At 60.2% G+C, this 18756-nt stretch carries 16 protein-coding genes; all 16 read right to left on the bottom strand.

Annotation, left to right across the window (positions count from 1 at the left end):
* Positions 1–122: 122 nt before the first annotated feature.
* The 16 genes from holA to ndk all read right to left on the bottom strand — a co-directional run bounded on the left by holA (position 123) and on the right by ndk (position 18711).
* Positions 123–1181, bottom strand: coding sequence for a DNA polymerase III subunit delta (holA, locus tag CORAM0001_RS08945; RefSeq protein ID WP_005511539.1), 1059 nt, complete (start codon positions 1179–1181; stop codon positions 123–125).
* Positions 1178–3154, bottom strand: coding sequence for a ComEC/Rec2 family competence protein (locus tag CORAM0001_RS08950; protein ID WP_050773639.1), 1977 nt, complete (start codon positions 3152–3154; stop codon positions 1178–1180). The genes holA and CORAM0001_RS08950 overlap by 4 nt, the downstream gene beginning before the upstream one ends.
* Entirely contained in the window at positions 3138–3908 is a 771-nt protein-coding gene (locus CORAM0001_RS08955; RefSeq protein WP_244262046.1) for a ComEA family DNA-binding protein, read from the bottom strand. The genes CORAM0001_RS08950 and CORAM0001_RS08955 overlap by 17 nt, the downstream gene beginning before the upstream one ends.
* A 126-nt stretch (positions 3909–4034) precedes the next feature.
* Positions 4035–5378, bottom strand: coding sequence for a DegV family protein (locus tag CORAM0001_RS08960; protein ID WP_005511533.1), 1344 nt, complete (start codon positions 5376–5378; stop codon positions 4035–4037).
* The gene (locus CORAM0001_RS08965; RefSeq protein ID WP_005511520.1) at positions 5368–6075 is read right to left on the bottom strand and encodes a histidine phosphatase family protein; all 708 of its coding nucleotides are present in this window, start codon (positions 6073–6075) and stop codon (positions 5368–5370) included. Before CORAM0001_RS08965 ends, CORAM0001_RS08960 begins: the two co-directional genes overlap by 11 nt.
* A gap of 2 nt (positions 6076–6077) precedes the next feature.
* Positions 6078–6536, bottom strand: a complete 459-nt coding sequence (rsfS, locus tag CORAM0001_RS08970) for a ribosome silencing factor (RefSeq protein ID WP_005511538.1) — start codon at positions 6534–6536, stop codon at positions 6078–6080.
* Between the two features lie 87 nt (positions 6537–6623).
* A complete protein-coding gene (gene nadD, locus CORAM0001_RS08975) occupies positions 6624–7394 on the bottom strand; it encodes a nicotinate-nucleotide adenylyltransferase (protein WP_050773640.1) in 771 nt (256 codons plus the stop codon).
* 21 nt (positions 7395–7415) lie between these two features.
* The gene (locus CORAM0001_RS08980; RefSeq protein WP_244262047.1) at positions 7416–8759 is read right to left on the bottom strand and encodes a glutamate-5-semialdehyde dehydrogenase; all 1344 of its coding nucleotides are present in this window, start codon (positions 8757–8759) and stop codon (positions 7416–7418) included.
* A gap of 14 nt (positions 8760–8773) precedes the next feature.
* Complete coding sequence (locus CORAM0001_RS11355; RefSeq protein WP_005511511.1) at positions 8774–8926, bottom strand: hypothetical protein; 153 nt, start codon at positions 8924–8926, stop codon at positions 8774–8776.
* Positions 8927–9640, bottom strand: coding sequence for a class E sortase (locus tag CORAM0001_RS08990; protein ID WP_005511516.1), 714 nt, complete (start codon positions 9638–9640; stop codon positions 8927–8929). It abuts the gene before it with no gap.
* A 161-nt stretch (positions 9641–9801) separates the two neighbouring features.
* Complete coding sequence (gene proB / locus CORAM0001_RS08995; protein WP_005511531.1) at positions 9802–11151, bottom strand: glutamate 5-kinase; 1350 nt, start codon at positions 11149–11151, stop codon at positions 9802–9804.
* Positions 11152–11249: 98 nt separating this feature from the next.
* Positions 11250–12767, bottom strand: coding sequence for a GTPase ObgE (gene obgE, locus CORAM0001_RS09000; RefSeq protein WP_005511509.1), 1518 nt, complete (start codon positions 12765–12767; stop codon positions 11250–11252).
* 258 nt (positions 12768–13025) lie between these two features.
* The gene (rpmA, locus tag CORAM0001_RS09005) at positions 13026–13283 is read right to left on the bottom strand and encodes a 50S ribosomal protein L27 (protein ID WP_005511518.1); all 258 of its coding nucleotides are present in this window, start codon (positions 13281–13283) and stop codon (positions 13026–13028) included.
* Between the two features lie 40 nt (positions 13284–13323).
* On the bottom strand, positions 13324–13632 hold the full coding sequence (gene rplU, locus CORAM0001_RS09010; RefSeq protein ID WP_005511541.1) for a 50S ribosomal protein L21: 309 nt from the start codon (positions 13630–13632) through the stop codon (positions 13324–13326).
* 383 nt (positions 13633–14015) lie between these two features.
* Positions 14016–17726: a translation initiation factor IF-2 N-terminal domain-containing protein gene (locus tag CORAM0001_RS09015; protein WP_005511508.1), complete on the bottom strand. Its 3711-nt coding sequence runs from the start codon at positions 17724–17726 to the stop codon at positions 14016–14018.
* A gap of 574 nt (positions 17727–18300) precedes the next feature.
* On the bottom strand, positions 18301–18711 hold the full coding sequence (gene ndk, locus CORAM0001_RS09020) for a nucleoside-diphosphate kinase (protein WP_038629458.1): 411 nt from the start codon (positions 18709–18711) through the stop codon (positions 18301–18303).
* Positions 18712–18756: the final 45 nt, after the last annotated feature.

An 18756-nucleotide genomic window follows, 5' to 3' on the forward strand; every position in this document is an offset into this window, starting at 1 on the left:
TTTATGTCTGACGACCACGGTTCAATGCGAGTTACTGACTGCGTTTATGTCGGAAACGGCCCGAAAAATGGCCTGAAAGCGTCATAAACTCGCACAGTTTCATATTTGCAGCCCGTAACTTTTTAACGCCGATGGGACGAATGCGCCAGCTCCGCGATACGAAGCACCGACTGTTCCAGCGACAGCTCTGGCGTCGACGAAGCGCCCTTGGTGTCCGCATCCAGCTGTGCCGCGACAACCACAGCGCGAGCAACCGCCGGGGTTGACCAGGCAGATGCCAACCGCTGAGTTTTCTCCAACTTCCACGGCGGCATGCCATAGCGGTGGGCATCTCTGCGCGCATTGACACCACGCGCGCCGTGGAGCCGCGCTACATCACCGACCATTCCCGTGATTGCAGCCGACAGCAGTGCCGGTGCCATGCCCAGCTGCAAGGCGCGGCGCATCTTGGCCAACGCTTCCCCACCGCGACCGCGCAGTGCGAGCTCGGCAATCTCAAAGCCCGAGACCTCCGCCGAAGCACCGTAGTAGGTGCGCACTGCTTCCGAGGTGACCTTGCCCGCTGTATCCGCACACAGCTGGGAAATGGCAGTCGCCAGTTCGCGGAGGTCTGAACCGACCGCATCCAGGACAGTATCGATGACGTCGCGACGCACCTTAACCCCGTGTGAGGCGAACTCTTCGCCAACGAAACCGGGCAAGTCGTTTCTCTTGAGCGGCTGTGCTTCGAAGAAGCGGACGCCTAGCTTACGCAGGTCAGCCACCATCTTCTTCTGACGTCCCTCACCGCTATGAAGGAGAATCAACGTGATGCCCGGCGCGGGATCCTTAACAGAATCCATCAATAGCTTGGCGGGTTCCTTACCCGCATCCTGGCAGTCGGTGACAACCACAATGCGGTCATCCCCAAACAACGAGGGGCTGAAAAGCTCCACGGCATCGACAGTAGTCATGTCCCCTGCGCGGATGGTGGTCACAGGCACCGAGCGTCCACCCGGATCGGACTCCGTTGCTGCCTGCGCGCGGACGGCAGCGACAATGGCGAGGCGGGCGCGGTCTTTCAGCAGCTCCTCTTTGCCCACAATCAAGTTCACGGGTGCGACGGCGCTCAATCCCGACCTCTTTTCCGCGTTGATTCCTGCGACTGTTGTTTCTAGCCTACGGGACAGCCCGGATTTCACCTTCCTCGCCAGACTTCACTATTCGAATAGAGAGCTTGCGGCCCATCTCGCTGCGGGCACACCACAGGAATCTGCTCGGGTGTCATTACGATTTCTCGCACGCGCGGACCACACTCGCGAGCGATAAACCACTTGGGTGAGCGGCCTAATTGGGACGGTTGGTCGCTCACGGCTTCAGCGGTATACGACGGGGATTCCACCACCACGGTTTCTGTCGTGGGGTTATCTGCGGCAGCATCCAGTACCTGGGCATGCCACGTCATTTGCTCGGTGAGTCCGAGGGAAATTCGGCACTGCCGACTGAGCGGGGTCGGTACAGGGTGGCCAGTAGATGCAACATGGTTGACGGGTTCTCCGTCAGCCCCCGTGCGGATGAGAACGATCTGGCTCTTCTCCGCACAGGCTGCAAGTTGCCACCCCTGTGGTGCACGAGCAATGTCAAGGCCAAACACCCAAATAACGGCATAACTACCGGCCGCCAAGACAGCGGCACAGGCCCCAGCGCGAAGCGCAAGACGGGGCCACGCCCAGAGCGTCGTCAAGCATGTAAGTGTGAGCGTGCAGGAGACGACCAACGTGACCGTCCCTGTGGCGGGCGCGACGATTCCTGCAGTGAGACGTGCGACCTGATGAATCCACCACGCGAACGGCGCGGCGCACCAGAGCAGCGCACTGACCAGCCAATTGAGATGCAGTGCGGCGGCAACGGCAGCGAGCGAACCGGCGATAGTAACGGGTGCGACAGCGGGCGCGGCGAGGAGATTGGCGAGCAGTGAGACATGACTAATTTCGCCGATGAGAAGCGCCAATACGGGCATGGTGACCACGTGTGCGGCAATCGATACGGCGATGGCGCGGACTACTGGGGCGGGCCAGGCACCCATAACGGTGGTGGCGGACAGACGTCTGGCAAGGGGCTCGGCAAGAAGGACTAGCCCGACGGTGGCTGCGACCGAGAGGGCGAAGCCTACTGATACCGATAGGTCGGGTGCCAGGAGAATTAAACCGATAATGCCAGCCGACAGCGCCGCGATGGCCTGGCCCGCTCGTCCTACGAGAATCGCCAACAGCCCGATGCAACCGGTGACCACTGCGCGTAGCACTGACGGTTCGGTGCCCACAACTGCTACAAAGCCATATAGAGCAAATGCGGCGACTGCGACTCGCACCCGCGGTCCCGTCCACGAGAACACGGCTACAACAGCCCCGACAACAAGCGCAACGTTCGCTCCAGAGACTGCTGATAGATGTGAAAGCCCAGAGGCAGTCATCATGTCGCCGTCGGTGAGGCTAAAGCCGCGCTCATCGCCGATGGCCATGGCGGGTATGAGGCGATCGGGACCAACGGGGAGATTCTGCGCCGAGTCAAAGAGCTGCTGGCGCGCCTGAGCTGCCAGCCCCTGCGGTGGCGCGATGACCTCAATATCGCCGCGCAGATTCAACTGGATACCGCTAATGCAGGGCTTGCTAGCCGCACGTATACCGGCTGTGGATTCAACTACGGTGTCTCTCGTGACCGTCAACAGTGACTCGTCGCCGAAAACCGACACCTGCCCCGGAAGGCCCTCGATGCGTGCCTTCGCACTGGCCCCGAACTCGGTTGCTTTCGGCTCGGTGACAAGGCGCAATTGCACTTTCGCCATCCCACCGATGTCGTCATAGAGCTCGTGGGCTCGGGCTTGCGCTATGCGGATTCGCGTGGACACCGCAACACTGGCCACCGCCACAGCTGGCACCAGGATAGTGGCGATCGCTCGCCAGCCGGATGTCACCGCACCTCTGCCCCATCGCCACGACCAACGCTGCCACGCCCACGGCAACGCCACCGCAGTCGCGATTGCGCTCGGTGCCACAACTATCAACCATTCTGGGCGCATAATCACTGCCACCGCAGTCGCCCACGCTAACACCGCTGCTGGCACTAGCCGCACATCGAGCCCAGCACGAGCGCGCAGGTCAGACGGTGGCGGCATCGCGCAGAGCCTCTACCTTCGCCGGGCCGATTCCCGGAACCTCCTCAAGTGCGTCGATACTCGCAAAAGCCCCGTTCTTTTCACGAAAGTCGATGATTTTGGTCGCCGTTGCGGGCCCGATTCCGGGCAATTCCTCCAGCTGAGTAGCAGAAGCGGTATTGATGTTGATCTTTCCGTCCGAGCCACCCGGGCCAGCGATACCCGCAGCACCGGCACCAGAACCGCCGGAAACATCGGCTCCACCCTCCGCCGTTCCTGCTGGGAGCGCCTCTGTCCCAACCACAATCTGTTGACCATCAACCAACGGTGCCGCCAGGTTCACGCTAGCTGGATTAGCCTCCGGCAAAAGCCCACCCGCACGATCGATTGCCTCCACCACCCGCGCGCCCGCTGGCACCTCCACCACGCCTGGATTCACAACCAACCCCACCACCGACACAATCAACGGCCCCGCCTGTGCCTGAGGGTTAGTCTCCTGCCCCGGACCGCCACGCATCTCCGCTGGGGTTTCGGTCGTCTCCGGTGTCGATCCCGCAACAGCCGCGTCCTGCACTGCAGGCATCGATACCTGCGGCGTCGATGTCCACACCACCGCAGCGATTGCTCCCAAGGCCAATACGACAATCACAATGCACGCGGCCATCGCCACCCGCGGTGTCACCACCGCCCGGCGCGTGGAAAAGTCCACCGCCATGCGCTTGTCTTGGTCAATCGGTTCCAGGTAGTCCACCAGCCGATTCCGCAAATTCGTCACGATGCGCACACTAGCGCCCCGCCCCACACCCCACCTCGACGAAAGCACTCATCGAGACGTCATCTGTGGATAAAAAATGACCTGTGGAGGTTATCCACAGGCCACGCCATCGTCGCAGTTCAGAAACTACTTCTTCTTCTCGTCGCCGTCATCATCACGCTTGTCGCTTGACGACGACTCCTGCGATTTCTCCCCTTCGGCGCCAAATACAGCTCCCTCGGGATCGGACTTATCGCGCAGCGCCAAATCAGAAATAGCCTTCGCCAGACGCTCAGCCTTGTCCAGGGCTGCTTGGCGATTCTCACTCCACGTTGGCAATTTAGAAACAGCCGTGGTGAAAAGCGGAATTCCCTGCTCATTAGTCACGACTGTGCGATGGATTCGCTTATTGCGGTTGCGACTGGCAGCCGGATTCTCAACTACCTTCACCTCAGCCTGGTCGGTGATCGGCTCACCTGAGTCAGTGGCGCCAGCGTTTTCAACCGAACCGTCCGTGCCAGCAGAGTCACCGGAATTGTCTATGTTCCCGGAATCGTCGTCTACCGTGTCCACAGCCTCAGCATCAACAGCACGCGCGTCACTCTCCTCCACACTGTGGAGCAGCGCTGTCACGCCCATCTCTGCTTCAAAATCCATGGCATCCGAATCAATCGAGCCGCCGGAGACCATGCCAACCGCATAGGCTCCCTGCCCGACATGAGCAGTCAGCGACTCCGGCAAATCCAGGATTCTAAACCGGGTATCGTCAGGTAGCTCTTCGGCAAGCATGGCCTGAAGCTCGTGAACGTCGTCAAGCGCGTCGGAATGATGCAGCAAAACCGCAGGCGGACGGTTCGCCGATGACGCAGACCGCACCATCTTCGTGGCGAAATCCACCATGCGCTGCTTGACCTTCGCCTCTGTCCGGCACTTGGCGACCAGCGCCAGTGAGCCATCCTTGATGCCGACGATGGGCTTGATAGCGAGAGCCGTGGAGAGCATCGCTTGGCCTGCGGAGATGCGACCGCCACGGCGCAGCGAATCAAGCTTTGGTACGAATAACCAGAGTCGATAGCGCTGCAGCACATCACGGGCGACGTCGGCAACCTCATCACGACTGGCCCCGGCCCTCGCGGCCTTGGCTGCCGCGATAGCAGCTGCACCGACTCCAGCTCCGACGGTGTCGGTATCGATGACGGTCACACGGTCCAGCGCTCCAGCAGCTGTGACAGCGTTAGACCAGGTAGCGGACATTCCCTTGCCAAGATGCAGGGCAACAACGCCAGCGTCAGAACCGTCCTTGTTGGAACGTTCCAGCGCACGCGCATATGCGGCGCACAGCTTCAGCGGACTGACTGCCGACGTGGTGACGGCATCTTCATTGATGTCATGGCCGATGGGAACCACGGTGATGTCGAGCTTGCGAGCAACCTCGGGCATCAGACACGCGGTGTCATCGACAACAATGCGGACACGACCGTCACCGGGCATGGCGGCCTCCTGAAGAGTCAGAAACCTGCGGCTCCCGCTCACGGACCTTCGCATTAAAAGCATTCAGGCACCAGGAGGTTTCACCATTGACGCGCGTGCGCTGCTCCATTTCGACCCACGCAGTGTTGCCCAGGCCGTTGAACGTGCTGAAGTAGTCGCGCGGCATCTGCAGCAGGGCCGCGGTAGCGGCAGCGATGGCACCACCGTGGGACACGAGCACAAAGGTATCCGACTCCCAATCGAGGTTGGCCGCTAGCTCAGCAATGACTGCCAGCATTCGGTTGGAAACCTCAAAGCGGGTCTCGCCGCCCTTGGGTGCCCAGTTGAGGTTATGGCGCCAGTGATCACGCATACCGGGAAACGCGGAGTCAATCTCGTCGTAGGTACGCTCTTGCCATTCACCGAGGTTGGTCTCACGCAGGCGCTTATCAAAACTCAACTCTGCACCGGTGACCTCAGCTAGCGCGCGGGCGGTGTCGGCTGCCCGGGTCAGGTCAGAAGACACGATTTTTGTGATTCGCGGTTCAGCCTCCGCCAGGTACTGCGCCGCAGTACGGGCTTGCTCGCGGCCAACGTCGGAAAGCTGCGTGTCCAGCTGTCCCTGAATGCGGCCGGTAGCGTTGTACGACGTCTGCCCGTGCCGCAGCATAATCAGGCGTCGTCGAGCGGCAACATGTGCCTCGCGTGAGCCCGCCACAGTTAAAACTCGTCCGTGTCCGGGTTTTCGGCAGCCAGCGGAATCTCGTCGATAGAACGAGCATTGCGGGCGGAATCTTCGCCGTCCTCATTGCTCGGCTGCTCGATGCCCTCGACCTCGATGCGCGGGCAATCGCGCCACAGTCGATCCAGGCCGTAGAAGTCGCGTTCTTCACTGCGGAAGACATGCACGACAATGTCGCCGTAATCCAGCAGCGCCCAACGCCCCTCACGGACACCTTCGCGGCGAACCGGCTTTGCGCCGAGGTCACGCAGATCGTCCTCAATTTCGTCGACGATTGCGGCAACCAGACGCTCATTGTCGGCACTGACCAGGACGAATGCGTCCGTAATCACCACTGGGCCAGAGACATCGAGAACAACGACGTCCTCACCCTTTTTGCTATCGGCGGCCTTCGCCGCGGCGGTCGCCAGCTCAATGGCGCGTGGTTGTGCAGTCACGAAAGACTTCAGCTCCTTGTGATTAAAAGTCGTGAAAAACAGCGTTTGTACTTGTAACTTACCGCCTCAGCGGGATTTTGCTAACTTTCAGTCCGCGGTATCGGACTTCGCATCCACCGGCGCCGCATCCACCGGCGCCGCGTCCTCGGAGGTCGAGTTCACCGATGCGGGCCCCACAGAACCAACCGTGCCTTCAGAGGACTGATACAGACCACGCTTAGCGATGTACTGCACCACCCCATCCGGCACCAAGTACCAAACAGGGCGTCCTGCCTCCGCACGCTTTCGACAGTCGGTGGAAGAAATAGCCATCGCGGGAATTTCGATGAGGTGCAACCGCGAGGCGTCGATTCCTTCCAGATCCTCTGCACGCAAGTGAACTCCTGGGCGAGTGACACCGACGAACGTTGCTGCGTCGAACATCTCCTCCCAGTCCCGCCACGTCATAATCTTCTGCAGCGCATCGGCACCGGTAATGAAGAACAGATCCGCGTTGGGATATATGACCTTCAAATCCCGCAGCGTATCGACGGTATAGGTCGCACCCGGCCGGTCAATATCAACCCGCGAGACCGAAAACTGTGGGTTCGACGCGGTGGCAATGACCGTCATCAGGTAACGGTCTTCGCTGTGAGAGACCTTCCGGCCGCGCTTTTGCCACGGCTCACCCGTGGGTACGAAAAGCACAAAGTCAAGGTCAAAACGGTCTGCCACCTCGCTGGCGGCAACCAGGTGACCATTGTGGATGGGATCAAAAGTGCCACCCATTACGCCAATGCGCTGCCGGGGCGCTTCCGCCGACTTTGATGTCAACGCGGCATGCACTCGCGACCGCACACTTCTCTTGCGCTTAATCATGTATGGCACTCTACCTGGGCACTACGGACGAGTCTGTCCACGACCGGCCAGAACCCACTTGCTGCTGGTCAACTCCGGCAGACCCATGGGCCCACGGGCGTGCAGTTTCTGGGTGGAAATGCCAATCTCTGCACCGAACCCGTACTGCTCACCATCGGTGAATGCAGTGGAGGCATTGACACTGACCGCTGCGGCATCAACTCGGTCGACGAACTCCTGGCACACACCCCAGTCACGTGCAGAGATAGCCTCCGTGTGGCCCGAGGAGTACTCAGTGATGTGATCCGTCGCGGCCACCACACCGTCGACAATGCGCGCGGCAATGTCTAACGAGAGGTACTCATCCGACCAGTCTTCCGCCGTCGCAGGAATGACCTCACCAGTCCACCCAGAGGCCGCCAGATTATCGACATCGCCGTGGACCGCAACGCCCGCGTCGGCAAGCGCGTCCAAAATGCGGACCTGATCCTGCGCGGACAGCGCCGAGTCAATGAGCACCGTTTCGGTGGCGTTACAGACGCTCGGACGGCGGGTCTTGCCGTTAATCATCAGCGCAATCGCCTCGTCAATGTCGGCGGAGGCATCGATGTAGATGTGGCAATTACCGGTACCGGTCTCAATGGTCGGCACCGTTGCCTTCGTCACGACGGCCTCAATCAGACCGGCGCCACCACGCGGAATCACCACGTCAACCAGGCCACGGGCAGTGATGAGGTCCTGCACGGAATCGTGGGTCTCACACGGCAGCAGCTGGACGAGGTCCTCCGGTGCATTGTGGTTGGCCAGCACCTCACGCAAAACCGTGACCAGCTGCGTGTTGGAATGGACGGCGGACTTGGAGCCACGCAGCAAGGCCACGTTGCCCGACTTCAGCGCCAGACCAAAGGCATCGACAGTAACGTTCGGGCGTGCCTCGTAGACCATGCCCATCACGCCCAGCGGGACGCTGACTTGGGAAAGCTTAATGCCGTTGGGAAGAGTGCTTCCACGCAGCACCTCGCCTACCGGATCCGGCAGGGCCGCAACCTGGCGCAGCCCACCGGCGATACCCTCAACACGAGCGGCGTCAAGGCGCAGGCGATCCAGCAGGGAGTCACTAAAACCACGGGCTTTACCGGCCTCGATGTCCTTGGCATTGGCCACCAGGATCTCTTCAGTACTGGCGACCAGCGCGTCCGCTGCGGCCAGCAGGAGCTCGTTCTTGCGTGCCGACGTGAAGCGAGACAGCTCTCCCGCGACAGCCTTGGCACGCTGTGCCTTATCTAAAACCTCGGCGCGCTCAGCAGCACGCTCCGGGCTAAGAGCCGAATCCTCGGCAATGCCCTGTTGATTGGTGTTAGCAGTTTCGTTCGTTTGAGCAGTCATGCCTACCAGCATAACTAGAGCGAGACATCATTTGAGGGAATTAGCTCAGCAACCCAAGGAAAGATGTAATTCATCAACAGCAGGAACACGATGACGGCAATCACGATGGTGATGATCGCTTTCACCCACCACGGCCCCGGCAGGGATCGCCAATATGCTGCGTACATCTAGTTGACCTCCTTGGTCTCAACGCCGGCGAGAACCGCGTGAATAATGAGCCGATGAGTGTTGTCCCACTGCGGATGGCAGGTAGTCAGCGTTAGTAGAGTCGCGTCACCGACCGGATTGAGGACATCGGCGCGGTCTGGAGTGACAATGTGCTGGCCGGGAATCTCGGGGACGTTGGTTCCTGCTGGCACACAGTCGAAGCTTTCCCCTGCGCCAGCCATACCGTCGACCGGCAATACCTTGTAGCGGTAAATAGCATCACGTGTCTCTACAGTGATGTCATCGCACGTTTGCAGGCGGTCAATGTTGTCAAAGGGAGCTCCGTGGCCGTCACGGTGAGCGGCATAAGAGCTGTTGCCCACCTGCCCCGGCAGGGCTGTGCTCGGATAATGGCCGGGGCCACCGCGCAAAACTTCCTGGGAGACACCTTCGAATACGACCAAATCGCTAAAACCGGCCTTAGGAGCGGAAATCATCGCCACCGCAGAACCAGGCATCCAGGACCCCTCAACAGCTGGCTCCGTACCTTCTGGCGCCGGAGCTGGGGCCGACGCCGGTGCGGACCATGCCTGCTGCAGCTCTTCACGAGCCTGCTGCTGAGCTTTCCCGGTCTCAAGACCAGACCAGTACAGCAGATAAAAGGCGAAGAGCGCCACCAGCACTCCAGCTGTCAAGAGCAACTCGCCAATGACGCCAATAATTTTCGATAACACACTTAGGATTATGCCCGAAGGTTCCTCATCCAGGCAGTCCGCACTCAGCCGCTCCTCCCCCAGCCAGTCCGCACTCAGCTACTCTTTGCCGAGACATTTCTGTCCGGGCGCACCCAGGTGTGCGCGTCTTTAAGCGCTGCAGCTCTCAGCGCAATGCCCTCCTAAGCGCGGGAGGCGAAATCCGACAGATAGTCGGCATGGACGACAGGCTTCTGCATGTCATTCGGCAATTCCTCAGTGTGGTAGCCGATCATGCCCAGCAGTTCTTCAGAGTCGTAATTGACCTCGCCGCGACCGATGACCTCACCGCTCGGGCCAATCAGGTCGACGATGTCACCAGCGGAGAACTCACCGTCAACCGCGGTAATACCGACCGGGAGCAGCGACTTACGCATGCGTGTTACGGCGTCGACTGCACCGGCATCCAGACGAAGCAGGCCCGAGCTATCCGCTGCGTAGAGCATCCAGAACTTCCAGGCGCTCAAGCGGTTTTCCTTCGCGGAGAAAGCGGTTCCCACGTCTGCCTGGTCCAGTGCTCGCTCAATGTTGGACGCCGAAGTCAGCAACACCGGCACCCCAGCACGCGAAGCCAGGCGTGCGGCAGACACCTTCGAGGCCATTCCACCGGTGCCCAGTGCACCACCGTCACCGGCGACCACACCACGCAAATCGTTACCGCTGCGCACCTCCGGCACAAAGGTTGCACCTGGGTCGGCCGGGTTGCGGTCGTAGAGGCCGTCGACGTCGGAAAGCAGAATCAGTGCATCGCAGTACGCCAGGTGACTGACCAGCGCGGCGAGGCGGTCGTTGTCGCCGAAGCGGAACTCCGAGGTCGCGACCGTGTCATTTTCGTTGACGATTGGCACCGCGCCCAGCTGGCGCAGGCGATCGATAGTGCGCTGGGCGTTGCGGGCACGCGAACGCACACCCGCATCGTCCGAGGTCAAAAGCACCTGTGCAGAAGTGCGACCATAGCGCAGGAAGGAGCGTCCCCACTCCTGTGCCAGGCGCACCTGCCCCACAGCTGCAGCCGCCTGCTTGGTCGCCAAATCAGAGGGACGTGAAGTCAGCCCCAGCGGCCCCATTCCGGATGCCACCGCGCCGGAGGACACAACGATGACATCGCTAATGCCCATACGCTTTTCCAGGGCATCGGCGATGAAGTCGATGCGCTCGGGATCGGTACGACCGTCAGATCCGGTCAACGAGGAAGAACCAATCTTCACCACGACACGCTTCGCGGTCCGAATTGCCTCACGAGTCTCGGAATCGAAACCACCCTTGGTTCCCGGAGATAAATTCTCAGTCGCCTTTTCAATCTCAGCGACGGTGGACTCGGGATTGTCGTGAAGCAGCTCGTCGACCTCCTCACGGGAAATCGGCGCGCCCGATTCAGACTTCGGCGCGGTAGCTACCGGGGCATCTAATGCATCTGCTCCAGTGACGTCAACATCGTTGGCAACGGTGTCGGAAGGGATAACTGACTCACTCATTTCACTAATGGAAAACATGACGGTCTCATTTAATTCTGACCATATAATTGTTTAAACAATCAATGGCAAAATGCAAGTTTGAAGTCTTCGCTTGCCGACGACGCTGGCGCCAGCGCCTATGAGTACCGGTCGCGAATAGCCTCTTCGCCATCCCCGAAATCGTACTCGTCAATCAGACCACGGCGGGCCTGCGATGCACGCTTACGCTGCTCGGCGCTAGTGCGCTCGTTGACGTAGAGACGATCGTCGGTACCACGGCCACTCGGCACGAAGTCATCGGTGCCCGCGACCTGCTGCGGGTACCACTCGAAGGTGAGATAGGAAATCGTCACCGGGCAGCCAACCTTTGCCCCAGCCTTTGCCAGGGCATCTTCGACACCAAGCTTGGCCAGGCGGTCAGCTAAGTAGCCGACTGCCTCATCGTTTTCGAAGTCCGTCTGGTTAATCCAGCGCTCCGGCTTACGGCCACGCACAATGAACCCATCTGGGGTATTCGAATCGCGCTCGATGGTGAAGTCCTCCGCGCCTTCGCGCTTCTTGCCACGCACACCTTCCGGGCGGATGACCGCACGGGGCTCCTGTTCTGTTGGCAACGGATGCGCCTTGCGGTAGGCGGCAATCTGATCCTTCAGGCCGTAGGTCAGCTCTTTGAGCCCCTCGTGCGTCACCGTGGAGATCTCATAAATTGGCCAGCCGAACTTCTCTAGCTCCTCGCGCTGCATGTCAATCATTTCGCGAGCGTCGGGCAGGTCAATCTTGTTCAGCACGATGACGCGCGGACGCTCTGCGAGATCCCCGAGCCCCACGTCGGCCTTCAGCACCGACTGGTAGTTGGCGAGTTCCGCCTCCAACGCCTGGATGTCAGAAACCGGATCGCGGTCCCCCTCCAGCGCAGCAGCGTCAACCACATGCACCAGCACAGCGCAGCGCTCAATGTGACGCAGGAAATCCAACCCGAGACCACGGCCTTCAGAAGCCCCCGGGATAAGACCCGGCACATCTGCGATGGTGAAGGACTCGTAGCCAACGTTGACTACACCCAGGTTCGGCTGCAGCGTAGTAAATGGGTAGTCACCAATCTTCGGCTTAGCAGCGCTCAAGGTGCTGACCAGCGAGGACTTTCCGGCTGACGGGAAGCCCACCAATCCAACGTCTGCCATGGATTTGAGCTCCAAGACAAGATCCTTGGCCTCACCCGGCTCACCGAGGAGCGCGAAGCCCGGCGCACGGCGGTTCTTGTTCGCCAGCGCTGCGTTGCCCAAACCACCGTAACCGCCCTCAGCGGCAATGAAGCGGGCACCCTTACCGGTCATGTCCGCCAGCACTTCCCCATCCTCGGTCATCACAACCGTGCCCTCCGGCACTCCGAGAACCAGATCCTCACCACGAGCGCCGTTGCGGTGATCGCCCGCGCCCGGCTTACCGTTGGCAGCCTTGATATGGGGGTGGAAGTGGAAGTCCATCAGAGTGTGAATCTGGGGGTCTACCACAAACACAATGTCGCCACCGTGGCCACCGTTACCGCCGTCGGGACCGCCGAGTGGCTTGAACTTTTCACGCAGCACCGAGTTACAGCCGTGCCCACCGTCGCCAGCCTGCAAATGCAGCACGACACGATCTACAAAACGAGACATAAAATCACACACACTTCCGAGCGGAGAGCCATCATCTAGTGCCTGGAGTAATGCCCTAATTTAAGCGAGCCGACGGGCAGAAGTCTAGGCGGTAACAAAACGTTGCCTCGCAACCTAACGGCGCGAAACAGTACATAAACAACAAAAGAGCCGATTACCTTTCGCAGTGGGAAAGGTAATCGGCTCTTTTGCAAGGCAGTTAAACCTGCCTCAAATTCAACGTTGCAGTAATCCTATGTGGACAACCGAGGGTTGTTCTTAGGAGTTATTCTCAACAATGCTGACAATGCGGCGGTTGCGGCGGGTACCGAACTCGACTGCGCCTGCCTTCAGAGCGAAGAGAGTGTCGTCGCCGCCACGGCCAACGTTCTCACCCGGGTGGAACGAGGTACCGCGCTGACGAACGAGAATCTCGCCTGCCTTAACCTGCTGGCCGCCGAAGCGCTTCACGCCGAGGCGCTTAGCTTCGGAGTCGCGGCCGTTAGCGGTGCTGGACGCACCTTTCTTGTGAGCCATGATTTTCTCCTAGGGAAAAGCTATTAAAAATTTCGGCGGTTTACTTGGAGACGCCGGTAATCTTCAGAACAGTGAGCGGCTGACGGTGGCCGTAGCGGCGCTTGTAGCCAGTCTTGTTCTTGTAGTGCATGCCGCGGATCTTCGGGCCCTTAGCGGCCTCGACGATCTCTGCGTTAACGGTAACGTTGGCAAGCTTGTCGGCATCCGCAATGACATCTGCGCCATCGACGAGCAGAACCGGGGTGAGAGCCACGGACGAACCCGGCTCACCCTCGATCTTCTCGACCTTGACGAGGTCACCTTCGGCAACCTTGTACTGCTTGCCGCCGGTCTTGACGATCGCGTACATAGGAGGGCTACCCCTTTATCTGAGAAACTCGACTCAAGGAATCTTTGTAATTCCTTGACTGGACAATGGAATTGCGATTAGTTGCGTGTGCAGAACACTTCAGGGGCATACCCGAAAGCCAAATCCGAGTAGATTTCCCCGCTCTGGCCGTTTCCTTACCACCAGCGCCTCAAGCACCAGTGGGCATGACCAGATACGCCTACTAATCAGCGACTGGTCAAGAGTAGCGAAAAATCCCCCTAAATTACAAACTGCCCGAGTAAGACCCTGTCCCCCATTGGTTTTCACGGTCTTCTCGGGCAGTTTCCGAAGCCACTTTCCACTCCCCGCTTCAGGAAGTGGAAAGTAGCTCCCTATCTGGCCTTATCCCAGATTTTTGATACCTAGTTCTGGCCGCTTCGGCGCACCGCACGACGCACGCGGCGGCGACGATTGAGCGGTTTCGTCTCCGGCACCGAGCCACCGCGATTAGCCTGCTTCCGCTCTGGCTTAGTAGTGCGGTTGGAAGCGCTCTGTCGCTGCTTCGGCGCAGTCGCTCCGGCATCGCTTTGCGACGAGACCCTGCGCACCGCCCGACGGCGATTACGGCGAGCTCCCGTGCCCTGAACCGCTACCACTTCAACCCGCGACTTGCCCGAGCGACGGCTACCGCCACTGCGGTTGGCGCTGCGGTTGCTGTCATCGCGGTTGTCTTTCGCACGATCTCCACCCTTGCTGCCTTCAGCGTCTGCCTTTGGCTTAGCGGACTCGAAGTCCTCGCGACGCGGTGCGCGATCCGACCGGGAGTTACCGCGAGTCGGACGACGGCGGCGTGGGGAACGCTCGAACGCCTCCTTGGCCTCCTCATAGGTCTGGGACTCTGCGGCCGCAGCTTTAGCGGCCTTGTTAGCGTTGCCGCCCTTGTCATCCTTGGCTGGCTCCCGCACATCTGTGGTGGAAGCTGTCTGGGACTCGGCCTGAGGCGCAGTGGTCTCATCCACAGCCGTACGGCGAACGGCGCGACGACGCGTAGCCCGACGGCGGCGGCGCTGTCCCTCCTTCGGCATGTAACGGTCATCCGACGGCTCCTCTGGATCCTTCTCGCGGGCTTCCGCAACAGCCGCGGCCGCCAGAGCAGCTAGGTCATTGGAGTTGTCCGATTGCTCATTACGCTCGCGGCGCTCCTGACGGCCACGGCCGTTCTGTCGCTGCTCATCATCTCGGCTCTGGCTCTTACGAACCCGGCGACGACGCGGCGGCTTCGGCTCATCGTTCTCAGAAGAGACGATGACAGCTTCGACAGCAGCTGCGACACGCTTGTCGGCTGCGTCTCTATCGCGCTGGTTGGTCTCCGCGTCGTCGTCAAGCGTTGCCGTGGAAGAGCCTGCCTGGTCGCCCTGATTGCGGTGCATGGCCAGCGCGGCCGGGTGGTTGGCCGGATTGTGCTCCGAGCGCGACTTGTTGCGGCGCTTGGACTTACCCTGCTCTTCGTTGCGGCGACCGTTCTTGTGACCACGCCCCTGATTGTCCTGCTCGACCGGGTCGATGTGGATAATCAGACCGCGGCCATTACAGCAGCTACACGGCGTGGAGAAGGTCTCCAGCAGGCCTGTGCCCAGACGCTTGCGCGTCATCTGGACGAGACCGAGCGAGGTAACCTCGGAGACCTCGTGACGCGAGCGGTCGCGGCCGAGTGCCTCCTTCAGACGGCGCAGCACCAAATCCTGGTTTTCCGGCAGCACCATGTCGATGAAATCGACGACAATCATGCCGCCCAGATCGCGCAGACGCATCTGGCGGACGATCTCCTCAGCGGCCTCCAGATTGTTGCGAGTGACCGTCTCTTCCAGGTTTCCGCCAGCGCCGGTGAATTTACCGGTGTTGACGTCGATGACCGTCATAGCCTCGGTGCGGTCGATGACCAGCGTGCCGCCCGAAGGCAGCCAGACCTTGCGGTCGAGTGCCTTGGCCAGCTGCTCATCGATGCGGAAGTGCTCGAAGACATCAGCGCCGCCGTGCTCCTTGGCGAAGTAGCGCTGCAGACGCGGCTCCAGCTCCGGTGCCAGGTCGCCGATGTAGTCCGTCACTGTGTTCCACGGACGGTCGCCCTCCACCACGAGACGCGAGAAGTCCTCGTTGAAGACGTCGCGGACGACCTTGACCAGCATGTCCGGCTCTTCGTACAGCGCGATCGGCTTTGCTCCGCGCTTCGCCTTCGCCGCCTCGGAGGCTTCCCAGATCTCCTGCCACTGCGACTCCAGGCGCTTAATGTCGGCCTCGATGGCCTCCTTGGACACGCCCTCGGCGGCGGTGCGGATAATCGTGCCCGACCCCTCCGGCGTAACCTCACTCAGAATCGACTTCAGGCGCTTGCGCTCCGGCTCCGGCAGCTTGCGGGAAATACCCGCACTCCGACCGCCCGGCACGTACACCAGGAATCGACCAGCCATCGAAATGTGGGTGGTCAGACGCGCACCCTTGTGACCAATCGGGTCCTTGGATACCTGGACCAAAATCTGGTCGCCAGCCTTTAGCGCGTGTTCAATCTTGCGCGAACGCGACTTCGTGCCCAGCAGCTTCCAGTTCAGGTCACCTACGTAAATGACACCGTTGCGGTCGGTTCCGATATCGATGAACGCCGCTTCCATGCTGGGCAGGACGTTCTGCACGCGACCGAGGTAGATATTGCCGATCTGCGTGGTCTGCGTGTCAGAGGTAACGAAGTGCTCGACCAACAGGTCATCTTCCAGCACGCCCACCTCAGTGACAATGCCCGCGTGGTCATGGCGCTTGCGCTCACGCACCACCATCGTGCGCTCCACCGACTCACGGCGTGCCAGGAACTCAGCCTCCGAGATCACGTGGCGCTTGCGCGACTCCTCACGACGCTCGATACGGCGACGGCGCTGCGCCTCCAGGCGAGTCGACCCCTTAATCGCCTGCGGCTCCTCGACCTCTTCGCGGGTTTCCTCCTCTTCGCGCTCTGCGTTTTCGGTGGTCTTCTCCGCCTGCTGAGCCTCATCATTACGACGCCCACGTCCACGACGGCGACGACGCGGGCGCGGCTGACGCTCCGTTTCGCTTGATGACGAGCCGTCCTGCCCCTCCCCCGCGTTGTCATCGGTGCCCTGGTTGGAGGCACCGCTATCAGCCGAAGCTGCATCCTCGGTGGCCAAATTCTTGGCCGTGGCCGGGACAGCCTGCGGAGCCAGGAAGATAGGCGCAAACGCGGTCTGCTCTTCCGCAACCGGCGGCTCCGGGACTACCGGCGGCTCGATGTCCTGCAGGGCTTCGCCCTGAGTTGCCTGTGTATCCTGCGTATCCTGCGGTCCTTGCGCTTCCTGAGCTTCCTCTGCTGCTGGAGCGCTGGTCGTGCGGACCGCACGGCGAACTCGGCGACCACGACGTGTGGTCACTGCAGCGCTCTTTGCAGCAGGTGCTTCGGCGGAAGTTTTCTCAGCGGTCTCGGCTACGGTGTCAGCTACAGTGTCGGAAGCATTCTTATCGGCGGCCTTTTTATCGGCAGCCTTCTTCGACGACGACTGAACTACAGCCTCAACAGCTTCCTCGACGACCGAGTTCGAGGCCTTCTTGGTGTCCTTCTTCTCGGTCACTTCCTCAGCAGGCGCTGCGTCCGACTTAGCTTCGCTCTTGGCTGCCTTCTGGTCGGCCTTCTTTTCTGTCTTCGGTGCAGCCTTCTTTGTGGCCTTCTTCGCAGCCGACTTCTTGCTGTTCTTCTTAGCAGCTGGCTTCTTCTCGGACTTCGCTGCGGTTTGCTCGTCCAACTTCTCATTCGCCGCGTTCGGCTTACCTACCGACTGCTTTTCCTTCGCGGCCGGCTCTTCGCCGGTTGGCTTGGTCGCAGCGGATCCGTCGTTAAGCGAGGCATCCTCTGGATGATCGCCGATGAAATTCAGCACTGCGTCGAGCTGATTTTGATTAATGGTGGACGCTGCGGACTTTACGACAATCCCCGCGTGCCCCAGTGCTTCGATGGTTTCCTTCGAGGTCAACCCCAAGCTCTTGGCCAGGTGGTGGACTCGGGTTTTCAGAGCCGCTGATTCACGATCAAATTCGCGTGCCTTAGCGACAACATCCTGGCTGAAATTTGCCACTGTATTTGTTTCTCCTTGACACCCCACCATGCAAAACCCAGCAACAGGAAGCGCACGTTTTGTCATTCCATGTGCGTGTACGTCCCGTTGCGGCCTTGGGAACCAGGCGGAGCAACGATATTGCGACAGCCACTTCATTTGCACCATACGCGCAGATAGAGGGCCGAAAACGATGAACAATTATGAAAGTCTTATTGGCAGGCCTTCCGGCTGACTCGGGGATTCAGCGATCACATGCGAACTATTCAATCCGCCGGAGCGAACTCCCGGGCACTACTGCTGCTGTCCATTGTCGCACATATCGCGCAGGTGGCGCGCACCGACATTGACGACGGCAGGCCAATCCGAGTTACTGACTGCGTTTATGACAAAAATTGCCTGAACCTACCGTCTGAAAGTGTCATAAACTCACGCAGTTTCACATTTGCAGCCCTTGCCCGCATTCACATTTGCAGCCCGCTAAAGAGCCACTCCACGGTCGTCGACAAGCAAAAAGCGCCGAACCGGCAAACAATTTGCTTGCTCAGTTCGGCGCCAGTTCAACGCTTACGTGTCAATGCTGAACCGCCAACGCTTAGAGGTTCGGGAACCAAATACCAATCTCGCGCTCAGCGGACTCCGGAGAATCGGAACCGTGAACAACGTTGTTAGCAACCTCAAGTGCGAAGTCACCGCGGATGGAGCCCGGGGTTGCGGCCTCAACCGGGTTGGTGCCGCCAGCGAGCTGACGCCAAGCAGCGATTGCGTTCGGGCCCTCGATAACACCAGCGACCAGCGGTGCAGAGGTGATGAAATCAACCAGCTCACCAAAGAACGGCTTATCGACGTGCTCTGCGTAGTGCTCCTTCGCAGTTGCCTCGTCAGCAACACGGAGGTCAAGCGCGACCAGCTTCAGGCCCTTGCGCTCGATGCGGGAGATAACTTCGCCGACCAGACCGCGGGAAACGCCGTCCGGCTTAATCAGAATAAGAGTACGTTCAGTCATGGTGAGCATCATACTATGACAAACCCCGCTGCACCGGAGTGGTGG

Origin of the sequence: Corynebacterium amycolatum SK46 (genome assembly GCF_000173655.1) — a bacterium.
Classification (GTDB): Bacteria; Actinomycetota; Actinomycetes; order Mycobacteriales; family Mycobacteriaceae; genus Corynebacterium; species Corynebacterium amycolatum_A.